Below are 21419 nucleotides of genomic sequence, written 5' to 3'. Positions count from 1 at the left end.
TCATTATTGTAATTATCTTATTTTGGTTGTATCAAGTTTTGCTTCAGCAAAACATTTCAATCATTCAGGTTCTTATAATAAGAACCTGAACTTTTTCACCGCGAAAGTCGCGTTGTTCAGTGAGAGCCAACAAGGTTAGTGCAACACCTGAAGGCTCTGTAATACGTTCTTAATCTGGTTGCGTGACGCCTACCGACTGGTCTGCTAGTTTCGCTGCGTCGCGCTGCATCCAGTACACCAAGCCTGCTAATGCTAAGCCTACGACGTCAGTCATTATGCCTGGCCAGTACAGCAATAAAGATGCAATACCCAGAATGCCCCACTCTAACCATGTCGTTTTGCGACGAGCATAGCCTATAGCGAACGAACAGAACACAATCGTTCCCATAATAGCGGAGAAGTAGGCTACAAGAATGTCAGTGAGTGACCCATCCAGCAGCATGGCAGGAACGAAAGCGAAAAGTAGCGGCATTATGTACAGCATTTTGGCAAATTTAAACGCTGTCCAACCCGTTTTCCACGGATCTGATCCTGCGATAGCGGCTCCCGCGTAGGCGGCAACACAGACAGGCGGGGTAATGTTTGAATCTTGCGATAACCAGTACACAATCATGTGTGCCGCGATTACAGTCACTCCCAAATCGCCTAATGCTGGGACAGCTAGAACGGCAACAATTAAGTAAGCCGCGGTCACAGGTACGCCCATGCCCAATACTAACGATGCGATCGCCACTAGAACAAGCGCAATGAATAGGTTTCCGCCTGCCATAGAGATGATGAGATCTGAGAATTTAAGCCCCATTCCTGTTAAAGAAATAGTCCCAACGATAACGCCGATAACCCCCATCGTTGCACCAACAATGAGTGTGTTTCGTGCGCCTATTTGGATTGCATCCCATATCTCACGTGGTCCCATGCGGGTTTCTTTTTTGACCCAGCTTACAGCCACACACGACAGCGTTGCCCAGAAAGCCGCGTTTCCTGCAGAGCGGCCACTTAGGAGTAACACTGTGATGATGACCAATGGTAGGGCGAAGTACCAACCTGATTTAAATACCTCCTTCCAATGGGGAAGAACTTCACCAGGAGTGCCAATCAGGTTGTGTTTTTTGGCTTCAAAGTGAACCATCATAAAGATGGATAGAAAATAAATGAAAGCCGGCCCGATGGAAAGAATCATGATAGTGGAATAAGGAGTGCCCGTTAACTCCGCCATTAAGAAGCCGCCTGCACCCATGATAGGAGGTAAGAACATGCCGCCAATGGACGCAGCAGGTTCAATGGCACCCGCAACATGAGGTTTGAAACCAGCTCGTTTCATCATAGGGATTGTAAAGGCCCCAGAAGATACTGTATTCGCGATGGCACTTCCAGAAACAGAACCGAAAAGAGCTGAAGAGATAACCGCTACTTTTGCTGGGCCGCCAGCCGAGTGGCCTGCTAATGCAAGGGGGAGTTCTATAAAGAACTTACCCGCACCAGATTTTTGTAAAAAAGCGCCAAAGAAAATAAACAAAATAACATAGGTGGCCAGAACGCTGGCCATGACACCGAACACCCCATTGGTAGTGAGGAATAGAGAGGTCGCTAAGCGCTCAATGGTAAAACCGCGATGGGCGAACAGATCAGGTAAGTAAGGTCCAAACAAGCCAAACGCTATCATCGCAATGCCGATAAAGGTAATGGACCAGCCGAGTACGCGACGACACACTTCAAGAGAAAGAATAAGGCCGACGATACTAACCAGATAATCCAACTCATGTTCTGCACCCGCACGGTAATTTAACTGCTCAAACTGACTTAACCAATACACAATCGAAGCTGTAACCATTAAGCAAAGTAGTATGTCACTGGCTGTTGGGTTGTTAGTGAATGTTTTTTGCATCCACTGATCCAAAAAGACCAACACAGCCGCAAAAGGTAGGGTCAAAAGTAAGATCCAGCCGAGCGATCCAAAATCTTCTTGGTAAGCAACGCCGATACCATCATAGCCCGCGGTTTCTTTGAACATCATGACCTGTTGATACAAGGCGTAGGGTGATTCAAAAACATAAAAGGAGCTGACTAAAATAGACAGGAAAAAGCCCGTTAAGATCGAAAGAGCAATGGATATTCGACGTGATCCTGCTGGATAAAGCAAAAAGACAAGGGCAAACGTAATCAGTACGTAGACACCTAGATGGTACTGAGTGCTTAAGGCTTGAAAACCGGCACCATAGAAATAAATTAAAACCATAGCGGTGGATAGGGAGGCGACAATCCATTTCCAAATGCCTTTGAGATTGCGTACGGATTTTTCGTCCTTTTCCATCAGTTCTTTTAACTTAGCCCGCTCTTCAGGGCTGAGCGAGTCAAGTGACTTATCTGTATCAGACATTTTATTATTATCCTCTGGTGTGAGTTAACACTGTCGTATTTTATGATTATTGTGACAACACAGTTTCGTTCGCTTTATCCAGATAGACTGATTACCGCATTTACAACTGCGCCATTTATCTCTGAGTGTAGCAGACTTCATGCCAACGCAAGTTTTAATTTAAAAAGTCTTTTAAATCAGTGTTTTAATATTAATCGATATAGTTTGATAGAGAATTCCTCTACATAAAAAGCGGAAACGCACCCATCATTTTCATGATATGGGTGTGTTTCCGCCTATTTTTGTTAACTGTATAAGTTTCGTCATTATGCTGGAATAATACAAAATTATTACGCGTCTATTTGAAATCCCTTGGGTAGAAAACCTTCTAACAAGGTAATGCCCTGAAAGTTTTGTGACAGTCTTTGCTTCTGTTGCTCTAGTTTAATGACAGGAGCTCGGCTTTCATCGACAGAGCCGTTATGTTCACTAATGAGCTTTTTACCAGTGGCATTGATTTGGTTGTCATCAATGAGGCGTGTATTAATAGAAAATTCACCGATTGATTGTATGCAATTGTTGCGACTGAAGCGGGCGAAGCCATTAAAAGTAAAGTGTTCTTCTACATAATTATTGCTGAGTTCAATGAGGGCATCCATCACTTTAAAAATAAGTTCATTAACGTTATTTTTCTTAAGGATCAGCGTAGATTCTATGCCGTGAAGTTCAGTGAAATCGGGTGATTGATGTTCATCAGGGCAAGTAAAAAGGATATCAACTAGGATTTGCCCATTGTGCCTATGGGTCACATCCACACATTCAATTCTGGTTTGATCAAATCTCAATAAATCAAAAATGGCTTGTACGCTTTGGGCGCAAAATACATCGGTATCTTTGTCGTTTGAAGAATCAAACATGCCATAACATTGAGCCATAAGAGGTAAGTCATGGTGGCAATTGAAGGGGGTGCTGATTTTTTTCGACTTGGCTGAACGGAAAGTTAATAACTCACGAATTTCATGTTCACGGGCTTTTTGAATCGCTAAAAACACGGTTTGGATAATTTCTGAGGTGGGAAGATTGGGTTCCACACGCCATTTACGGCCATATACAATTTTACTAGCTCGATCTGGAATGTTCTTTTGGTAGTTCTCTCGACCGATAATCCCGACTTGAATGAAAATGCCTTGACCATCTTCTGCGCAAAAAATAGGGTAATGTTTAGAGAAACAGATATTTTTTAAAATAGATTCCACGCTTTCAAGGGAGTGGTTATAACCAAAAAAATGTTGTGGAACACACGATTGGCCATTGGGTAGACTGACTTTAGGTGCCGAAATAAGGCAGTATTCGCCAAGCGTCTCGTGAGCGGACATGTTCATTTCTGTTAGTAGGTTCAAAGCGCTTTGTTTCATAGTGGCATCTAACTCAAAATAAAAAAACGTCATCAATCGTTGAAAGGCTCAGTGACTAATTGTAGAACTAGTCTCAAGGGGCCAACTAACCAATTACGTCAAGCTATAGTAAGTGGATCACTTTAAGGAATGATGACGTTAATTCGCTTTTTCACTAATGAGTGCTGTTTGGTTTAATGCCTCTCGTGAATGTCGTTATTTTGCTTCTTCTCCTATAATATTAGCTAACATGGATTTTATGAATAGGCCTGCGGATATATGAAAAATAAACAGTTGCCCATTGACCTTGCGGATGTTTTGGAACTCATGCTGGATGCAGTGTGCGTGGTCGATCGTGCCGGGGATTTTGTCTTTGTCAGTGCGGCATTTGAAGACATGTTTGGTTATGCACCGGATGAGGTGGTGGGCACTCCAATGGTTAATATGGTTCACCCAGAAGACCGTTATCCGACTCTTAGTGTGGTGGAAAGTATGATAAGCGGTCAAATGTTACCGCGCTTTGAAAACCGCTGGATTAGAAAAGATGGTGAAGTCGTGCATGTGCTTTGGTCTGCACGCTGGTCAGAGTCGCATCAAGTGAGGATTGCCGTTGCCCATGACATCACTGAGCGCAAAGTAATGGAGGCGGCTTTGTTGTATGCCGCCGGTCACGATGATTTGACTGGGCTGCCAAACCGAACACTGTTATTGGATCGTCTACAGACTTCAATGACCTTGGCAGAGCGGGAACAGGAAGCGCTCTCGGTGTTATTTATCGATATTGATGGCTTCAAAGAAATTAATGATATTTATGGTCACGCCGTTGGTGACGAGATGTTGCAAAAAATTGCCAGCCGCCTAGATGCCAGCGTACGAAAATCAGATACCGTAGGGCGCTTAGGTGGCGATGAGTTTCTCATTGTTCTCAACAAAACTCGATCTGTCGGTGGTGCTTTATCCGTTGCAGAAAAAATACGCTCTAAGCTCGCCTTGCCTTTTGTGATTAATGATACATCAATGCAGGTTTACGTAAGTATTGGTATTGCCTGTTTTCCAAGCAATGCTAAAGATGTACTGGATTTGGTGCAGGTTGCAGATCATGCTATGTATCAGGCTAAGAACACTGGGGGGAATAAAGTGGTGGTGGCTAATGCTTCGAATACAGTTATTACCTAAACCTTGATAAGCCTATTTTTATTGCAGTATTTTTTTTCGTTGTCTCATGCGTTAATTTCTTGGTAACAAGCCTTCTATTAGACCCGTGATTTATGATTTACTCTCTTCTATCGGTACTCCGTTTTTACTATTAAACTATTGGGTAACCATCGACAAGGTCAGTGTGACCTTGGTGTTGCTCGTAATCATGTATATATAAGGAACAATAATGGCGGCTTTTGGTAGCGTGTTCATGCCTAAGATGGCATTGGCAACATTTGAAAACGGTAATTGGAGTGAAGCGAACATGGTTGCTTCAGACAGTATCCAATTACACCCAGGTGCTCATGTTTTGCATTATTCCAGTACCTGTTTTGAGGGCTTAAAAGCTTTCCGCCACGCTGACGGTAGTATTCACGTGTTCCGCATGGATCAAAATATTAAACGCCTTGCGCAAAGCAGTCGTTTGTTGTCTTTGCCTGCTATCGATGAGGCGAATGTGGCTAAGATGATTATTGAGGCGGTCGCAGAGTTCGCTTCTGATGTGCCTGAGCCACCAGGGTCAATGTACATTCGTCCTACTCATGTCGGTACTGAGGCGGCTATTGGTAAAGCGGCAGCGCCTACATCGTCATCTATGTTGTACGTATTATTGTCCCCAGTGGGCGACTATTTTACGGGTGGTGCAAAGGCATTACGTTTATTGCTTGATGAAACCGGCATGCGTTGTGCACCTCATATGGGGATGATCAAGAGTGGAGGCAATTACGCGAGTGCGTTAGGCCCCATTTCTAGAGCAAGAGACGATGTGCAAGCCGACCAAATTTTGTTTTGCCCAAATGGCGACGTTCAAGAAACTGGGGCGGCAAACTTTTTGCTAATCGATGGTAATGAGATCATTACTAAGGGCCTAGATACGACCTTTTTACACGGCGTAACTCGCTCTTCCATTTTGACCTTAGCGGCTGATTTAGGCATGACAGTGACCGAGCGCGATCTAACGGTTGCTGAGTTGCTAGAACGTGCGGCGAAGCCCGAAGTTGAAGCTGTGTTGTCTGGAACCGCTGCGGTTCTAACTTCAGTGGGGACTTTTATCCATAACGGCAAAGAGTACAAAGTGGGCACTGGTGAACCTGGTCCCGCTGCGCTGAAGTTACGCCAAGCCTTGAATGACATTCAATGGGGCAGAGCTGAAGACAAATACAACTGGCTAACGAAAGTCGTGTAATCGCTGAATACACCACATAAATAATAAAAACGGGCTAACCCATTTGGAGGAGCCCGTTTTTTTGTACTTGATAAATTACTGTTAAGGTTTTTTTAATTAAAAGCTAAGTCGTAAAGAAGCAAACATGGCGTTTTGATTGTTGCCTGCGATTTCAGCAGTGTCGTAGTTCGCTGCAATCGAAAAGTTCCTTGTTGCATAATATCTTAAAGTGGCGGCAAAACTGGTATCGGTATCACTGAAAACATCGTCGTATTTCACTTTACCTTCCAATTCAACACGGTCGGTTAACGTACTTCTGATCCCTAATGTTACTCGAAAGCCGGTTTCATCGGTTCTACCAAAATCCACTTTGACGAATTGCAAAGCGCCATACAGCGTTGATTGACTACCTGCAGGAGTAAAGACCCCAGCACCCACGGCCATCACATCGGTGCCACCGTACTCTGTTGATTCAAAGGCGACAAAAGGGCCTCCAGAGGTTTCAAAAGCACCTGAAAGAGAGGTGTAATCATCGTTGTTGGGGTTTGAATTGTCTGGGTCTATGCTGCCAAAGCCGTAATCTATATAGGTAAAGGTATCAGCTTGAGCCGCTATTGGTAGGGAAACAGCCGCAGCGACTAAGCCGGAAATCAATAACTTTTTCATCGTTCTATCCTTTCATAAGGTGGTTGAAAATCCATTGAAGACAAAGTTTTTTACGCTAATCTATTGGTACTATTTTCTGCCTTTCTATCGGCTTGCTCTGATAAAAGTTGAGCTTTTATGATGTCTGTTTTTTCATCTGATCTTTCCACATAGTGGGCTACATAGGTTCGAAAACAGATCCTAGGCTGGGGACGAACAGTTTGTTGTACATGCGGCTGGCGTAATCGTCCGTCATAGAGGCCATGTAATCACAGATAATCCTTTGTCCCGTTTCGCCTTTGTCTTGGCTTTTTTTCCATTCAATGGCGATTTCTTTTGGTAATAGGCGAGCTGGGTCAGCACTGAAGGCTTCAAACATTTCCAGCAGCATTTGTTGGCCTTTATAGACCAGCATTTGTACTTCTGGACGTTGGATGATGTGTTGCATTTCAAATTGTTTTAGCAATGCTAGGGCTTGGCGTTGGCCTTCGGGGAGTCCGACTTGAAAGCGCAGTAAAGGGTGTTCGAAGGCGTTATTTTCGACGACTTGGCAAGAGGTGATGAACCAGCTCACGAGGTTGCCGATGGCTTCTTTACGCAAGTGGCTCTGGCGGCTGAAAAGTTGTGTACGAATGCTGTTTAGATTTTCTGCTAAAAAAGGAGATGCTAACGCCGCCAGTTTTGGCTCCAGGTGTTCTAACCACATATCCTTGGTGACCATACCCAGTACGATAGCGTCTTCTAGATCATGAACCCCATAGGCAATGTCGTCTGCTAAATCCATGATGCTGGTATCAAAACTGGCATGCTTGGATTTTGCATGATGGCCTTTTTCCACCGGTCCTACCGCTTGCAACAGCGCTTTGTCTGTCTCGCTAAAGGGTTCGATGATCCAGTCTAATAAGTCTTGTTCTTCTTGATAAACACACTTTGGCGGTGACCAGTCAGACGCCTTAAATTGACGGAAGTTGGTTGGTTTTTTAGGGTAGCTTCCCACCACGTCTGCATGTAACACGGGGTATTTTAAAATCCCAAGCAGCGTGCGTCGGGTAACATCCATGCCGTAGATAGGCGAGTAAGAGCCTCGTTTACCCAGTATCCGCAGCGATTGAGCGTTTCCCTCAAATCCTCCATAGTCTTGCATCATGTAATTTAGCGCAACTTCCCCCCCGTGGCCAAAAGGTGGGTGACCAATGTCATGACTCAAACAAATGGTCTCTATTAACGCATCGTCCGCTAACCAAGATTGAAAACTGGCATCAGGGGCTGAGCTGTGTCTTAGCTGATGAACAATGCCATCACCAATTTGTGCCACTTCTAAAGAATGAGTCAGACGAGTTCGGCTGTAGTCATTTTGTCGAATGGACAGTATTTGAGTTTTGGACTGTAAACGCCGGAACGCCGCGCTGTGAATGATTCTAGCGCGGTCGCGTTGATAGGGTGTCCGATAATCATTTTGTCGGGGAGCCTGATGGCCAGATTGTCTCTCATGCCATGAAACCATTTCTTCTTGTGCGTTTTTCATGCGATCAGTCCATAAAACGAATAAATTTGAGTCTTTCACGAAAACACGATGTAGGTCAATGTTCATGCAAAAGGGCTTCGGCATAATGCGATTTACTATAAGGAAACTTTATGCTGAATACACAACATCTCATCACGTTTAAAGCGTTAGTTGAAACGGGCAGCTTTACCAAAACAGCCAAACTGTTAGGACTGACTCAGCCAGCCGTTAGCCAGCACATCCAAAAATTGGAGCGATGCTTGGGGGAGTCCTTGCTGGTAAGGCATGGGCGTATAACCGATATGACACCAGCAGGGGAGGTCTTGTGGCAACATATCAGAGAATTGGAACTCTGTTACGAGCACTTTATTGATTCTTGGGAAGCGTACTTGGCCGCTCGTTCTGCGAAAGTGTTAGACACTGTTTTACCAGAGCGGCAAGAGCATTCTTAAAGCTAGGCTTGAGCGGCTGGTATCAGGTTGCCAATGTGTAAACCACATTCTTTGTTGTCAGACTCTTCCCACCACCAGCGACCTTCACGTTCATGCTGGTTTGGTAAAATTGGACGAGTGCAGGGTTCGCAGCCAATGCTGGTAAATCCTTTTAGGTGCAGTTCATTGTAGGGAACATCAAACATTTTGATGTAATTCCAAACGTCTTCAGAAGACCAGTTAGCCAGCGGGTTGAATTTAAACAAATCTTTTGTCTCTGTGCTGAAGGCGCTGTCTTTTTCAGCAAAGGCCAATACGTTACGGGTGCCAGGGCTTTGGTCTTTACGTTGTCCTGTTACCCAAGCATCAAGGGTGTCCAATTTGCGTTTTAGAGGTTGCACTTTACGGATGCCACAGCATTCCTTATGGCCGTCTTCGAAAAAGCTAAATAAGCCTTTTTCGCGGGTGAAGTTCTCTAGTGTTTCTCTATCAGGGGAAAGAATATCGATGTTGATCTTATAATGTTTGCGTACTTGTTCAATGAAACGATAAGTCTCCGCATGCAAACGCCCAGTGTCTAACGAAAACACCTTTAGGTCTTTTTTGGCTTTGATGGCCATATCAATCAGCACCACGTCTTCGGCACCACTGAAGGAGATGGCGATGTTGTCGAATTCTTTCATCGCGCTATGGAGGATTTTTTGCGCTTCGTCTTCTTTGTTGTTGGCAATAAAAGAGGCTAAATCAAAAGCAGGCATAAGTTCAATTACCGTGTTTGAGGTTAAATTAGCTGTACCATAACAATTTGCAGCAACGAAAGAAAAGAAGAAACAACACTAACCTTATAATATGAAAAACGGTTTAGCGTAAGTGTCTGGCTAATGTCTGATAAAGGCCATACAAGATACCTGCCGTGACTCCCCAGATACGAATATCCTGATAATCAATTTCAAAGAATCCAAGGGACAAGGGGTTGAGTTTATTCTTTTTGAAACGGTAGTTTTGTGGTGTCAATAAGAAGCGCAAAGGCACCCAATGCACGGATTTGACCTCTTCTTCACACAAACTCAGCTCACTACGGCGAGTCATCTCTGCGACGATGGGCTTGATACAGTAGCCCGATGTTGTGCAGTATTCTCCTAGTTCTCCCAACAAGTCAAAACAGTCAGGCGATAACCCAACTTCTTCTAAGGTTTCTCGCAGTGCAGTGTATTGGATGCTCGAATCTTCAGGATCATGCTTACCACCAGGGAAAGCAATTTGCCCTGGGTGGTTACGCATGTGTAACGCTCGCTGGGTAAGCAGAACGTAAAGCTCCCCATTTTCTGGTTGTCGCCAAATGGGAATTAACACCGCCGCCGATCGATATTTCAGATTACAGCTGCTTGGCAAGGAAATCTCATCGGGGTTATGTATTTGTTGCGCATAGGGTTCACTATCTAATGCCGCCCGTATTTCATCCAGGCTCAAGTCAATAGGGGGAGCATTTAAAAACGCCTCTATGTCAGACATAATTCGGCCTACTTCAAAAAGACTTGCTCTAGAGTATGGGTTAATTTGCCCACTTTGGTAAAGGTTTCTTGGTATTCTTGCTCACATTGTGAGTCAGCCACCAAGCCACCGCCCGCCCAACAATGCAGTTTTCCATGATCAGCTACTAGGGTGCGAATGGTAATGCTGGAATCCATTTGACCATTAGCGCTGAAGTAAACAATAGCACCGCAGTACACTGAACGCTCGTGGGGTTCCAGTTCATCAATGATTTGCATGGCGCGTATTTTCGGTGCCCCAGTGATAGAGCCACCAGGAAAGCTATGATGAAACACACGAATGGCCTGATCGGCTTGGTCAATTCTGCCCTCTACCGTAGAGACAAGATGGTGTACGTTAGCAAAGCTTTCCAGGGCAAACAGTTTGGGAACCTTAATGCTTCCGGTTAAACAGGTGCGGCCCAGATCGTTACGCAATAGATCAACTATCATGAGATTTTCGGCACGATCTTTTGTTGATGACACCAGCCAGTCGGCGTTGGCTTGGTCTTCTTCAGGCGTTTTCCCGCGTGCGACTGTGCCTTTTATGGGTTTGGACTCGACTCGACCTTGATCGCACAATAAAAAACGTTCTGGTGAGTGGCTGAGTACGCTTTGATTATCGGACAATTCCATATAAGCGGCGAAGGGGGTAGGGCAAGCCTCTCGCAGTGTTTGATAGGCACTAAAAGTGTCGCCTTGATAGGTACTAGTAAAGCGCTGCGCTAAATTGACTTGATAGCAGTCACCCGATTGAATGTACTCTTGAACTTGAGCAAACTTATTGGCGTAATCTTCGGCCGTCATGTTTGATAGAAAGGGGGTTTGTAACGAAAACGTGTTGACCTGGTTTAATTCTTGTTTGACCAATACGTCGTCACAGGCGCTGGTAAAACGATTGATCAGATCCGCCACACAGTCTGAGTCGCACCAAGGTGAAAGCACCAACTGGGTGGTTTTTTGTTGATGAGAGGTCACCACCGCCCAAGCGTATAAACCGACATTGAGACTGTCTAAAAGAATATCATGCTCGACTGTGTCAGGCAGTTGCTCCACAAAATGGCCGCTTTCATAGCCGTAGTAGCCTAATAGACCACCGACAAAAGGTACGTTTTTTGGCGCAGACTTTGCCCAAGGTTCTTGGCAAATAGCGCTCATCAGTTCATTCAGAAGAGTCAAAGGGTTGTCGGTATGGCTTAGTTCATAAAGTGGCTTTGTATACCAAGTTATCGGCTCTTTTTGTTGGTCCGGATGAACGCATGCCAGCGGGTTAGCCACTAAGATATCATACTGTGTATCAGGAAAATGTTGATGATTGCTGTCCAGTAACGCTGGAAAAGGCAAGTCTCTTACCGCAGAAAAAAAAGACAGCAATGACGCCTGATAAGGGAGAGAGATCTGTTTGATTTCTGACATTTTTCGATTAATACCTAGTAATATACAGTCGTGTTATGAAGTACCATGTCGTCAAGCATGCTGCTGTTTCTGCTGAATGCTGGCGGTTTGCTAAGCGTGATTGAGCGCAATATTGTATGCTTTTAATAAGGGTCCTCACAGGTTAATTACAAGTGTCTGACATTTTTTTTCTTTCTTTACCTAGTGCGCGTATCGCGTATCGTCTCTATGAAAACCCCTCTGTACAGAGTGACAGAGCCTGTTTGCTCTTGCATGGCGCGGGTGTCGCGGGGGAAATAACCTATTCGTCTATGTTACCGTACTTTACTCAGTGGCGATGGATGTTGGTGCCCGATCTTAAGGGGATGGGAGAGTCGTTTCACCATCACGGTGAAGAAGCGGCTTTATCTATTGATGAATTAACCGAAGAGATGATGGCGCTTCTTGCCCACTTAGCATGGGACGATTTTGATCTTGTGGCCTATTCGTTGGGCGGTCTAGTGGCTCTCAATATGAATTATCAACGTCGCTTACAAGCTCAATGTCCTGTGAAAATGGCGTTGTTGGAGCCCGCATCCTTGGATCGTGAAGACTTATCGACCTTAATGGAGGTCCGCCAACGATATCGTCACGCGTCTCAATTGATTCGTGAAACAGGCGATGTGGAGCTTGGCGTCGCGAGCTTTATGGATGGAGTGTCGCCTAATCGGCGTAAGCATCCCGTCGCAGAAGCCACCACGCAATCTCGGCTTGCCCATCGACCCTTTGGGTTTGCTTACGCACTCGATGCGGTGACCGATCATGTAGCGAAAATGGCCAGTCAGTCTGATCTGCGTCAGAGGGTGATAGAGGCCAGCGACCAGGTACTTTTGTTTTCAGGGGAGTTGAGTCATGACGGCTTAACGCAGCACTATGAGGTGTTAAGCGAGAAAAACGCGGGTTGGCAGCATAAAATCATGAAAGCCTGCGATCATTCTTTGCCTTTTCAAAAGCCCAGACAAATCGCGATACATATTAACAAATGGTTCGATACGGTTTAACCTAACTTCCGTTCAACCAGTTAGACATCATGGGCAGGATGCCCATTTTCTGAACACACGAAACAAGGAGGTTTTCAATGAGTCATCAAGGTGGCTTTTCTTTACTGGAGCTATTATGCGCGCTTGCGGTACTGAGTATTCTTGCTCACGCTGGTGGTGCGCATTTTTTGCGCGTGAGCCAAGACACTCAAGTTAAAAATGCGCTTCAGCAGCAAGTAAAACACTTAACCGATGCACTGGCACAAGCTCGTCAATTGGCTGTATTAAGCGGTCGACCAAGTTTTTTATGTGGGGGTGATGAGTGCAATGGGCGTTGGTCGGAGGGTTTTTGGCTTTATCAAATCGATTCCGCAACAGGCGTAGAGAAAACCTTCTATCGTCGAACCTTCGAAAAGAATATTGAAGTGTCTTGGCGCGGCTTTCCAACGCAAAAAAGCCACATAGAGTTTCAGTCTAATGGTTTATCTGGCTATCAAAATGGCACCTTCATTTTTTGTTCTAATGCGTGGCAGGCGAACATTGTTCTGAATCAGAGCGGCCGTTTTTACGTTACCGACCCTCAACGAAAAGGGGAGGTGTCATGCCAATAAAGCGAGATACCGTTTCGATTACGCTAAGTCGAGAACAGTCACAACGGGGCTGGATTATGCTTGAAGTAATAGTGTGTCTCGCTTTGTTTGCAGTCGTGTTAAAGGTGGTACAACACCAAAGTGAAACGCAATGGCGTACAATTCAACACGCTGAAACCTACCGTAAAAATCAGGAAAACAGACAGAAACAAGACGCCATGAAGCAATTAGTGGGCCCTGTGTCTTGGTTAACAGATCCCCACTCTGCCACACCTAGCGAATATCCTGACTGTCAACTGTGCACGGGTGACCAACTTAGACAATGGTTTTACGCCGCCCAGCAAAAGGAAACGAGTGACCACAAGGGTGTGGGGGAAGAGCCATGATGATAAGACGACAGGCAAAAGGCAGTCTCTTGGTCGAGCTGCTGGTGGTGTGTGCCTTAATTGCATTGTTTTTACCTTTCGTCGTCAGTACTTTAGCGCGAATGCAAGAACGTCATTTATTGGGTCAAACTTATCAAGATCATCAGGCGATCAGAGCCGCAATAGACGCGCATTTTCGTGCGCAATGGGGACGTTTGGTACCCGCCAATTGCCGTATTGAGGACAGTCTGTTTTTGACGATTGAATCAGGAGGTTCGCCACCGCCGAGACTCGCTTCACGCGTGTTAGATGATCGATCAGATTGGATAAGGGGTACCGATTATGGTTTGTGTCGTGGCACCGTGTCAGTGCAGGAAAACCCATTTGAAACATCCTTTTCTTGCCATTGGAAAGCCGGTGATAGCGTGCGTTTTTCATCTTGTGACGCGACTTTTCAGGGACAGATAATAAGTGCATCAACCCAAAAAAGTACGGTTCAGTTATCCACTGGCAGCGAGGTAGAGAAGGCCATTGGACAGTCCGGCATAATAGAAAGCCAAGATGGGTTTTATTGGTATGTATCCAAAGGAAAAGAGGGAAGGAATGCGTTTTGGCGAACGCCTGAAGAAAGTGGCAACGCGTTAGAATTATGGGATGGCATCGAGCGCCTGTCGGTTTTTCCTTTATTAGACACAAACCAAGATGGCAAAGCGGAGGCGTTAGATACTCGTTATGGAAGCTTTGCTTTACATGTTCTGCGCGGGGTGTGGGTAGAATATCAATATCAACTGAATGATTGTAAGTCTCAACGTCATACGCAATTTCAGAGAGAATATCTGTCGATGCGAGGCGATGTGTGGCGTTATGCGTCACCTTGTCAGGGGGTTGGCAATCACATCATTGTTTTAAAATAGTGTCACCAAAAGGGATGTGGTGAAAATGATCAGTATGAAATTTTTTGATCAAAAGGGTTGGGTGTCTTTGCCGATTATTGCACTTTTACTGGCGCTTTCTACCTTATCAGTGAATTATCAGCAAAGATGGCAAGCCGCTTTTCAATGGCGAGCTCAGTTAGACGAGGTGGCGCAGGAGCAAAAAATTCGGATAGACTTTTTTAATAGCATGGCGGTCAATCCCGATTTCTCCTCAGCTAAGAACAGCGATTGCTTGGGCTTCTGTGATCTAATGTCCCATCACCCGCAAAAAGAATGGCAAAAAAATGGCCAAGCAATCCAGTATCGATGGGAACATTATCAATCTGTGGCGAATGAATCCGCTGCGACGAATCACTTTTATCGCCTTTGTGCGACACAAAACCAGCATCAATATCAATGCTGGTGGTGGCAAGAAAATCGCTTGCTGTCGAGCGGTTGGGTTACGGCTTCTGACTAAAGCTTTCTAGATGTTCTTGGCAGCAAAAAGCGCGTTTTTCTGTATCGTAGACAGCGTGGGATTTGGGGGTAAAGGTTTTACATTCTTCACACCGCACCATGCTTTCTTGTGTGTTGTCTTTTTCATCTGCCGAGTGTTTTTTATTTTTATTCGGTGATTGACCCTGCTTGAAAAGCATGAATTGGCGGTATAACCACCAGCCAATAAAGAAAATTGCAATAAAAACGATCAAACGTACGATCATATACTTTACCTAGGTTAGGTTATTCCAGACAATAACCCGCATATTCTAACAGAGTTCATGAGATAGCAACTGTATGACATTACGAATTGCAATGGCCCAGCTGGATATGCTGGTCGGCGACATCACAAGAAACACCCAACTGGTTATCGATACGGCCTGTAAAGCCCGTGATGAGGAAAAAGCCGATGTGGTGGTGTTTCCCGAGTTAACCCTTACGGGCTATCCACCAGAAGACTTATTATTGCGCCCCAGTTTGGATACCCGAATTGAGTCGGCGTTGGCGAAAATCTTGTCTGACGTTCGCGATATTTACGTGGTTGTTGGTTATCCACGTCGCATTGATGGTGAGCTATTTAACTGTGCTGGCGTGTTTTATCAAGGCCAATTGCTGGTGGAATATGCCAAGCAAAAACTACCGAACTTCCTCGTGTTCGACGATAAACGCTACTTCAGCGAAGGCCGCGAAGCGGGCCTAGTGGATATCAAAGGCGTTAAAGTGGGCCTAAGTATCTGTGAAGACATCTGGCACCCAGAGCCCACCGCACAAGCAAAAGCGGCTGGCGCAGAATTGATTCTGAACCTAAACGCCTCGCCCTATCACATCGAAAAAATGGGTGAGCGTGAAGCCTTGTTGCATCAGCGTGCCACCGAAGTCAGTTTGCCGATTGTGTACGTGAACTACATGGGCGCGCAGGATGAACTTGTGTATGAAGGCGGCTCGTTTGTGGTCAACGCCAAAGGCGAGAAAATCATGCAAGCGCCTTGGTTTGAAGCGGGTTTATACAGCATCGATATGATTGTGGATGAGAGCCAGCCGAATAAAGTTGAGCCAGTCGCGGGTGTCATCGCACCAGCCTTGGGAGTGGAAGCCAGCGTGTATCAAGCCATGGTGCTTGGTCTACGTGACTACATCACCAAAAATCGTTTTAAAGGCATTGTGCTGGGATTGAGCGGCGGTATTGACTCCGCCTTGTCTTTGGCCGTGGCGGTTGATGCGATCGGTGCCGAGCGTGTTCAAGCCGTGATGATGCCGTACACCTATACCTCGTCTATCAGCTTGCACGACGCCGAAGAAGAGGCCAACTTGCTGGGCGTGAAATACAGCGTCTTGCCGATTGAGTCTATGGTTTCCGCCTTTACCGAGGTGCTCGCACCAGAATTCGAAGGCTACGGCAAAGACACCACAGAAGAAAACTTACAAGCCCGTACCCGTGGCGTGACCTTAATGGCGATTTCCAACAAGAAAGGCTACATGGTCTTAACCACAGGCAACAAGAGCGAAATGGCCGTAGGCTATGCCACCCTTTATGGCGACATGGTGGGCGGTTATTCTGTCTTAAAAGACGTCTTCAAAACCTTGGTTTTCAAACTTTGTCGCTACCGCAATACCTTGGGCTACGTGATCCCGGAGCGTGTGATTACACGTCCACCCTCGGCTGAACTGGCACCCGATCAAAAAGACGAAGATTCCTTGCCAAGCTATGACATTCTGGATGACATCTTACGCATGTACATCGAAGAAGATCAAAGTGCCGAAGCTATCCTTGCTACGAATAAATTCGACCGCGAAACCGTGTATCGCGTACTTCGCCTTGTCGACGTGAACGAATACAAACGTCGTCAATCACCAACCGGTGTTCGCATCACTGCTCGTGGCTTTGGACGAGATCGTCGTTACCCGATAACCAATGGCTGGCACATCGGCGAGTAGAGCGCTTTTAAAATCGTGTTCACAGAGCTCAGTCCCTTCCCCTTATGTCTTCTAAGGGGAAGATACAAGGTTAAGATGAGCTTGTTTCTTTGGTTTCATTCAAAAGCTTGGTAATTCAGATCCACCGTGACGACCTGAATGGACCAAAGACAGTCATTCTCGGCGATTTTAATACAATGTGCGTTGGGATAAGCCGGACCGCTGGTGGAATCACTCAGACGTAGTTGCTGAGCTCGGCGAAATGGGATTCAAGAGCCAGTATCATCGAGTTTTCCGGGAAGAACAGGGCAATGAGACCAGACCAACATTTTTCTTGCAGCGGAACCGAGAGAAGGTCTACCACATTGATTATGTGTTCACCTCATCAGATTTCGCTGAAGAATGTGATTTGAGGGTGGGTTACCACGATGAATGGATTTTAATTAGTGATCATGTTCCGCTGACGTTGAGCATATAGTTGGAATGGTTTCATTTTCTCTCTTGGCTATCTAGTCCACTGATAAATGAATCGAGGTCATAATCAGCCATGCCACTTTTTTTATCTTCAACGTGATGTTAGGTTGCGGCGATGGTTGAGTGCTACGTTAAAATCAGAAATACATGTAGACAAGCTGGGCGCATTTTGACAGTATCGACCGATTTTTAACCAAAATCATTCTATATAACCCTTCGTGTTTAAAGCAAATAATTGGATTTATTTGATATTTCGTATGAAAAAGTTTTCAAAGTTACATCGCCAAATTTTTGCTATCACCACGACGTTAGCTTTGATAACCATCGTTATTATCAGTGTCAGCATTGCCTCTCTTTTGTATACACAGGGTATAGATAACGCTGAATCAGTACTTCGTAATAAAAATAGATCTGTCACAACGCTGATAGATGGCTATGTTGCGCCTTTACGCAAAGCCGTTGAATACACAGGTAGCTCTGCTTCAGGTGTTGATCACAGTCGCTTTCGTGAGCAAGAAACACAAGAAAAAATTCTGAGTCTGTTTGAAGTGTTGCAAAACACGATACCTAACATACATTACATTTTTTCTGGTTATGAAAATGGGGGTTTGCTGATTAATGATTACACCCCACCCGTAGGGTTCAATGCTGTCATTCGTCCTTGGTATCAGGCAGCGATAACGTCTCATCCATTGATATCTGATGGCATTCCTTATCAGGACATTAACTCTAAAAAGTGGTTGGTGTCGTTTGGAAAAACACTGTTAGATGCTGATAACAATATTGTTGGTGTTATTTCCATTGATGCGGGAATGGATGCCATTGTTAAGGCGCTGGCCATTCGTGATGAAAAGTATCCGACTATATACAACTTTGTCATGGATACTGAGGGTAAAATACTTATTCATCCTAATGAAACTCTGCCTGATACACTGCATCAAGAAATATTCTCTCATATACCAGAGAGAATGAATGCTTCAGGCAATCTTTCTTACAACGATGGAGACCAAAAAAAGCTGGCTCACTTTAATCGTATTGATGAGTTGGGCTGGATCGTGGTGACCGAAGTTGATTTAGCTGATATTCGTCAACCAATTATAGAAAGCATCACATCAACGTTATTGATAATAGTCATAGGATCTCTTTTTACGACGTGGTTAATGAGTTTCGTATTAAGTAGGCATCTGATTTTACCTCTGAAAAAATTACAAAACAGGGTGCAAGAGATTACTGAAGGGAAAGACGAACTAGACAAATATGTTTTTCCTAATAATGAAATAGGTCAGATTTCGGAGGCCATTGAAAAGCTCACTGAAAAAGCATTAATTCAGAAAAACATTGAACTGAAAGACACCAATGCCCTGCTGAGTACTATTTCTCACACTGATCAGCTAACGTCGATTGCGAATCGTCGCAAAATGATGGAAGTGCTTCATGCGGAAGTCAGCCGTTTTCAGCGAAAACATCGCCCTTTTAGCGCACTTATGTTTGATATAGACCATTTTAAGCGAGTGAATGATACGTTTGGGCACGAAGTGGGCGATCAGGTTCTTATCGAACTTGCTCAAGTCGTCAAAGCGACGGTTCGTAATACGGATACATTAGGGCGATGGGGTGGTGAAGAGTTTGTCATCGTGTGTCCAAATACCGATCAAAGAATGGCACTAAATATTGCTGAGGACGTGTTTTCCGCAATTCGCTCGCATACTTTTCCCTTGCAGATCAAGGTCACCGTTAGCCTCGGCCTATCAGAGTTTTCTGCCGAACATTCTTCAGAGAGCATTTTGGTAGAAATAGACCAAAAAATGTATCGTGCTAAGCAAGCTGGTCGAAATCAGATTCAGACGTAATTCTTTTAGATTCCTTCGCAAGAGTCGCCCATCTAATCAAAAAGACTAAGTTTCATATCCCCGGCGTCAAAATCCAATGTAATAACCCCTTAATCCCTTACATACTGATGGCATGGTCACCAGTATTCGATTGGAAAATTTCTTTTGAATTACGCTTATAAAGATCGCTGAGAGAGGTTTTTTTTCGCAGATGATGGCCAAGCTCAATCACGAAGCGTTGAATACGGATCATAGTTTGGAGAATTTCACGTTGTTTTAGCGGGTATGTGCCATGCGTAACTTGCGTTTGTAAACTATTGGCCTGTGGCCTCATTGTTATGAAGTGTGCATAGCGTCTCTTAACACAGTGTATATTCTTTAACAGAAAGACATTATTTAGAGACGCAACAGTAATTTATTATTAGTGGTTATTTCTGCCCCAACATTTTTAACAGTGTTCCGTCTTTTAAGACATATTGATGAAGTAGTGCAGCGGTAGCATGCAGCAAGATCAACGACATCATGATATTCATGGCAATCTCGTGTACATCTCCCATGAAGTGGATACCGAGATACCAAGCGATTGCGCCAAAAACGGGTACTAAAAACATGAGTAAATATAAAAATTCATGGACAATGTGAGAAACTCGGTCAAATTGAGTTTTTGATGTCGTTTTGACTTTTTTTGATAAGAATCGAGCGATAATGCGCATTATAACCAAGGTAATAATGGCTAGGCCAACGTACACATGCAGTGACGAAACAAAGCCGTAACCTTCGTTGCTATTGTCTAAATGCTGGCGAAAAGCGCGTCCCATTCCTTCGCTAATGAAATAGTTGAAAATAATCAAAGCGGCGATGGCCCAGTGCAGTAATATTTGGGCGATGTTGTAAGTCCTCTCTTGATTTGGCATTTTCTCTCTCCATGGTTAACCGATTAATGTGATTGCGCTTCAATTTACCTAGCCATGTTAGATGATCAATATTAAGACTTTCTTAACAGACACCCAGTTATAGGCTTATTTGCTCTATTTATGGTTCTCTCTCCTAAAATGCGCGCAGGATTTCCTATATACTGTGTTTCACCTTATGGCTGATAACGTAAGCAGCTTGGGCCTTTTCCCACCAAAAATGACTTTTAATAGGTAAAATCGACGCTTTATGTTTAACACTTCTTCTACTCGTTTAAATAAATACATAAGCGAAAGTGGTATCTGCTCTCGAAGGGACGCTGACCGCTTTATTGAACAAGGTAATGTGTTCATAAATGGCAAGCGTGCCTCGGTGGGTGACCAAGTGGTAGCCGGTGACACTGTGCGGGTAAATGGGCAGGTGATAGAGCCGCAAGATGCGGACGATTTTGTGTTTATAGTATTAAACAAACCTGTTGGCATCGTGAGTACCACAGAGAGTTCTGAGCGCAATAACATTGTTGATTTTGTCAGTCACGGTGTGCGTATCTTCCCGATTGGTCGTTTAGATAAAGATTCTCAGGGGTTGATCTTTTTGACCAACAACGGAGACCTGGTTAATAAAGTATTGCGCGCGGGCAACAATCATGAGAAAGAATATGTGGTGACGGTCAACAAACCCGTTACCGATGATTTTATTGCGGGTTTGGCGGGTGGTGTGCCTATTTTGGGGACCATGACCAAGAAGTGCCCTGTGACAAAAGTGGCGGCCAATGTTTTTAACATCACCTTGGTGCAAGGTTTGAATCGACAAATTCGTCGTATGTGTGAGCATTTTGGCTACGAGGTAGTAAAGCTTGAACGTACCCGTATTATGAATGTGAGCTTGAAAGGTTTGCCTGTGGGCGATTGGCGTGATTTAACGCAAAAAGAGCTCGCCGTATTGCTTAAATCCATTGAGGACTCTTCCTCTGAAGCGAATCCTGCAACGAAAAAATCGTCTAATCCGCGAAAAAATACACGCGCCAACACAACGGCAAAGCCCTCGAAAAAACCACTGCCAAAGTCATCGTCCACCGCCAATACTAAACATCCGAAAAGCAAAGATAAGCGGCCTTTTGCTGATGGTAAAAATCCAATTGGCAATAGCAAACGTCCGACCGGCAACAGCAAGCGTCCAGCGGGAAAACCCAGTGCCACGGGCCAGCGTCCTGTAAAAGGCAAAGGCCCTCAAAAAAGCAAGAGGCCCTAACGTTTTTCTGTTTGATGGCTGAAAATGTGTCATATTG

At 44.8% G+C, this 21419-nt stretch carries 20 protein-coding genes; 11 read left to right on the top strand and 9 right to left on the bottom strand.

The window, feature by feature from the left end; genetic code table 11:
* Positions 1–169: 169 nt before the first annotated feature.
* Entirely contained in the window at positions 170–2377 is a 2208-nt protein-coding gene (locus EBI00_RS04390; protein ID WP_123094699.1) for a TRAP transporter permease, read from the bottom strand.
* Positions 2378–2706: 329 nt separating this feature from the next.
* On the bottom strand, positions 2707–3771 hold the full coding sequence (locus tag EBI00_RS04385) for a hypothetical protein (protein ID WP_148039069.1): 1065 nt from the start codon (positions 3769–3771) through the stop codon (positions 2707–2709).
* A gap of 258 nt (positions 3772–4029) precedes the next feature.
* Here EBI00_RS04385 and EBI00_RS04380 point away from each other — a divergent pair, with 258 nt between their 5' ends.
* A complete protein-coding gene (locus EBI00_RS04380) occupies positions 4030–4926 on the top strand; it encodes a diguanylate cyclase (protein WP_123094697.1) in 897 nt (298 codons plus the stop codon).
* Between the two features lie 208 nt (positions 4927–5134).
* Complete coding sequence (locus EBI00_RS04375) at positions 5135–6133, top strand: branched-chain amino acid aminotransferase (RefSeq protein WP_123094696.1); 999 nt, start codon at positions 5135–5137, stop codon at positions 6131–6133.
* A gap of 96 nt (positions 6134–6229) precedes the next feature.
* Here EBI00_RS04375 and EBI00_RS04370 read toward each other — a convergent pair whose 3' ends face one another.
* Complete coding sequence (locus tag EBI00_RS04370; RefSeq protein WP_123094695.1) at positions 6230–6778, bottom strand: hypothetical protein; 549 nt, start codon at positions 6776–6778, stop codon at positions 6230–6232.
* Positions 6779–6935: 157 nt separating this feature from the next.
* Positions 6936–8282, bottom strand: coding sequence for an anti-phage deoxyguanosine triphosphatase (locus EBI00_RS04365; RefSeq protein ID WP_123094936.1), 1347 nt, complete (start codon positions 8280–8282; stop codon positions 6936–6938).
* Between the two features lie 110 nt (positions 8283–8392).
* On the opposite strand from EBI00_RS04365, the gene EBI00_RS04360 reads away from it, so the two are divergent.
* On the top strand, positions 8393–8713 hold the full coding sequence (locus EBI00_RS04360) for a LysR family transcriptional regulator (protein ID WP_123094694.1): 321 nt from the start codon (positions 8393–8395) through the stop codon (positions 8711–8713).
* A 2-nt stretch (positions 8714–8715) separates the two neighbouring features.
* On the opposite strand, the gene EBI00_RS04355 is transcribed toward EBI00_RS04360, so the two are convergent.
* From EBI00_RS04355 to pabB, 3 genes are all read right to left on the bottom strand, one after another.
* Positions 8716–9450, bottom strand: a complete 735-nt coding sequence (locus EBI00_RS04355; protein ID WP_123094693.1) for a phosphoadenylyl-sulfate reductase — start codon at positions 9448–9450, stop codon at positions 8716–8718.
* Positions 9451–9553: 103 nt separating this feature from the next.
* Positions 9554–10204, bottom strand: a complete 651-nt coding sequence (locus tag EBI00_RS04350) for an NUDIX hydrolase (protein ID WP_123094692.1) — start codon at positions 10202–10204, stop codon at positions 9554–9556.
* Positions 10205–10212: 8 nt separating this feature from the next.
* On the bottom strand, positions 10213–11637 hold the full coding sequence (pabB, locus tag EBI00_RS04345; protein ID WP_123094691.1) for an aminodeoxychorismate synthase component I: 1425 nt from the start codon (positions 11635–11637) through the stop codon (positions 10213–10215).
* 152 nt (positions 11638–11789) lie between these two features.
* Between pabB and EBI00_RS04340 the strand changes: the two genes are divergently transcribed.
* The 5 genes from EBI00_RS04340 (at position 11790) to EBI00_RS04320 (ending at position 14982) form a co-directional block, all read left to right on the top strand.
* Complete coding sequence (locus EBI00_RS04340) at positions 11790–12656, top strand: alpha/beta fold hydrolase (protein ID WP_123094690.1); 867 nt, start codon at positions 11790–11792, stop codon at positions 12654–12656.
* 77 nt (positions 12657–12733) lie between these two features.
* On the top strand, positions 12734–13246 hold the full coding sequence (locus EBI00_RS04335; protein ID WP_123094689.1) for a GspH/FimT family pseudopilin: 513 nt from the start codon (positions 12734–12736) through the stop codon (positions 13244–13246).
* Positions 13237–13611 carry a hypothetical protein gene (locus EBI00_RS04330; RefSeq protein ID WP_123094688.1) on the top strand — a complete coding sequence of 125 codons (375 nt, stop codon included), beginning with the start codon at positions 13237–13239 and terminating at the stop codon, positions 13609–13611. The genes EBI00_RS04335 and EBI00_RS04330 overlap by 10 nt, the downstream gene beginning before the upstream one ends.
* Positions 13608–14504: a type II secretion system protein gene (locus tag EBI00_RS04325; protein WP_123094687.1), complete on the top strand. Its 897-nt coding sequence runs from the start codon at positions 13608–13610 to the stop codon at positions 14502–14504. Before EBI00_RS04330 ends, EBI00_RS04325 begins: the two co-directional genes overlap by 4 nt.
* Before the next feature lie 25 nt (positions 14505–14529).
* Positions 14530–14982, top strand: a complete 453-nt coding sequence (locus tag EBI00_RS04320) for a hypothetical protein (RefSeq protein ID WP_123094686.1) — start codon at positions 14530–14532, stop codon at positions 14980–14982.
* On the opposite strand, the gene EBI00_RS04315 is transcribed toward EBI00_RS04320, so the two are convergent.
* A complete protein-coding gene (locus EBI00_RS04315) occupies positions 14966–15226 on the bottom strand; it encodes a PP0621 family protein (protein ID WP_123094685.1) in 261 nt (86 codons plus the stop codon). The two genes, EBI00_RS04320 and EBI00_RS04315, sit on opposite strands and share 17 nt — an antisense overlap.
* 73 nt (positions 15227–15299) lie before the next feature.
* Between EBI00_RS04315 and EBI00_RS04310 the strand changes: the two genes are divergently transcribed.
* Positions 15300–16937, top strand: coding sequence for an NAD+ synthase (locus EBI00_RS04310; RefSeq protein WP_123094684.1), 1638 nt, complete (start codon positions 15300–15302; stop codon positions 16935–16937).
* 710 nt (positions 16938–17647) lie between these two features.
* Positions 17648–19240, top strand: coding sequence for a sensor domain-containing diguanylate cyclase (locus EBI00_RS04300; RefSeq protein ID WP_123094683.1), 1593 nt, complete (start codon positions 17648–17650; stop codon positions 19238–19240).
* Positions 19241–19647: 407 nt separating this feature from the next.
* Here the strand turns inward: EBI00_RS04300 and EBI00_RS04290 are convergent, their stop codons facing one another.
* A complete protein-coding gene (locus EBI00_RS04290) occupies positions 19648–20133 on the bottom strand; it encodes a cytochrome b (protein WP_123094681.1) in 486 nt (161 codons plus the stop codon).
* 247 nt (positions 20134–20380) lie between these two features.
* Between EBI00_RS04290 and rluF the strand changes: the two genes are divergently transcribed.
* Positions 20381–21382, top strand: a complete 1002-nt coding sequence (rluF, locus tag EBI00_RS04285; protein WP_123094680.1) for a 23S rRNA pseudouridine(2604) synthase RluF — start codon at positions 20381–20383, stop codon at positions 21380–21382.
* The last annotated feature ends 37 nt before the right edge of the window (positions 21383–21419 follow it).

It is taken from the genome of Marinomonas hwangdonensis (assembly GCF_003721245.1).
GTDB classification, from domain to species: Bacteria; Pseudomonadota; Gammaproteobacteria; order Pseudomonadales; family Marinomonadaceae; genus Marinomonas; species Marinomonas hwangdonensis.
This window is presented reverse-complemented; position numbering and strand designations above follow the sequence as displayed.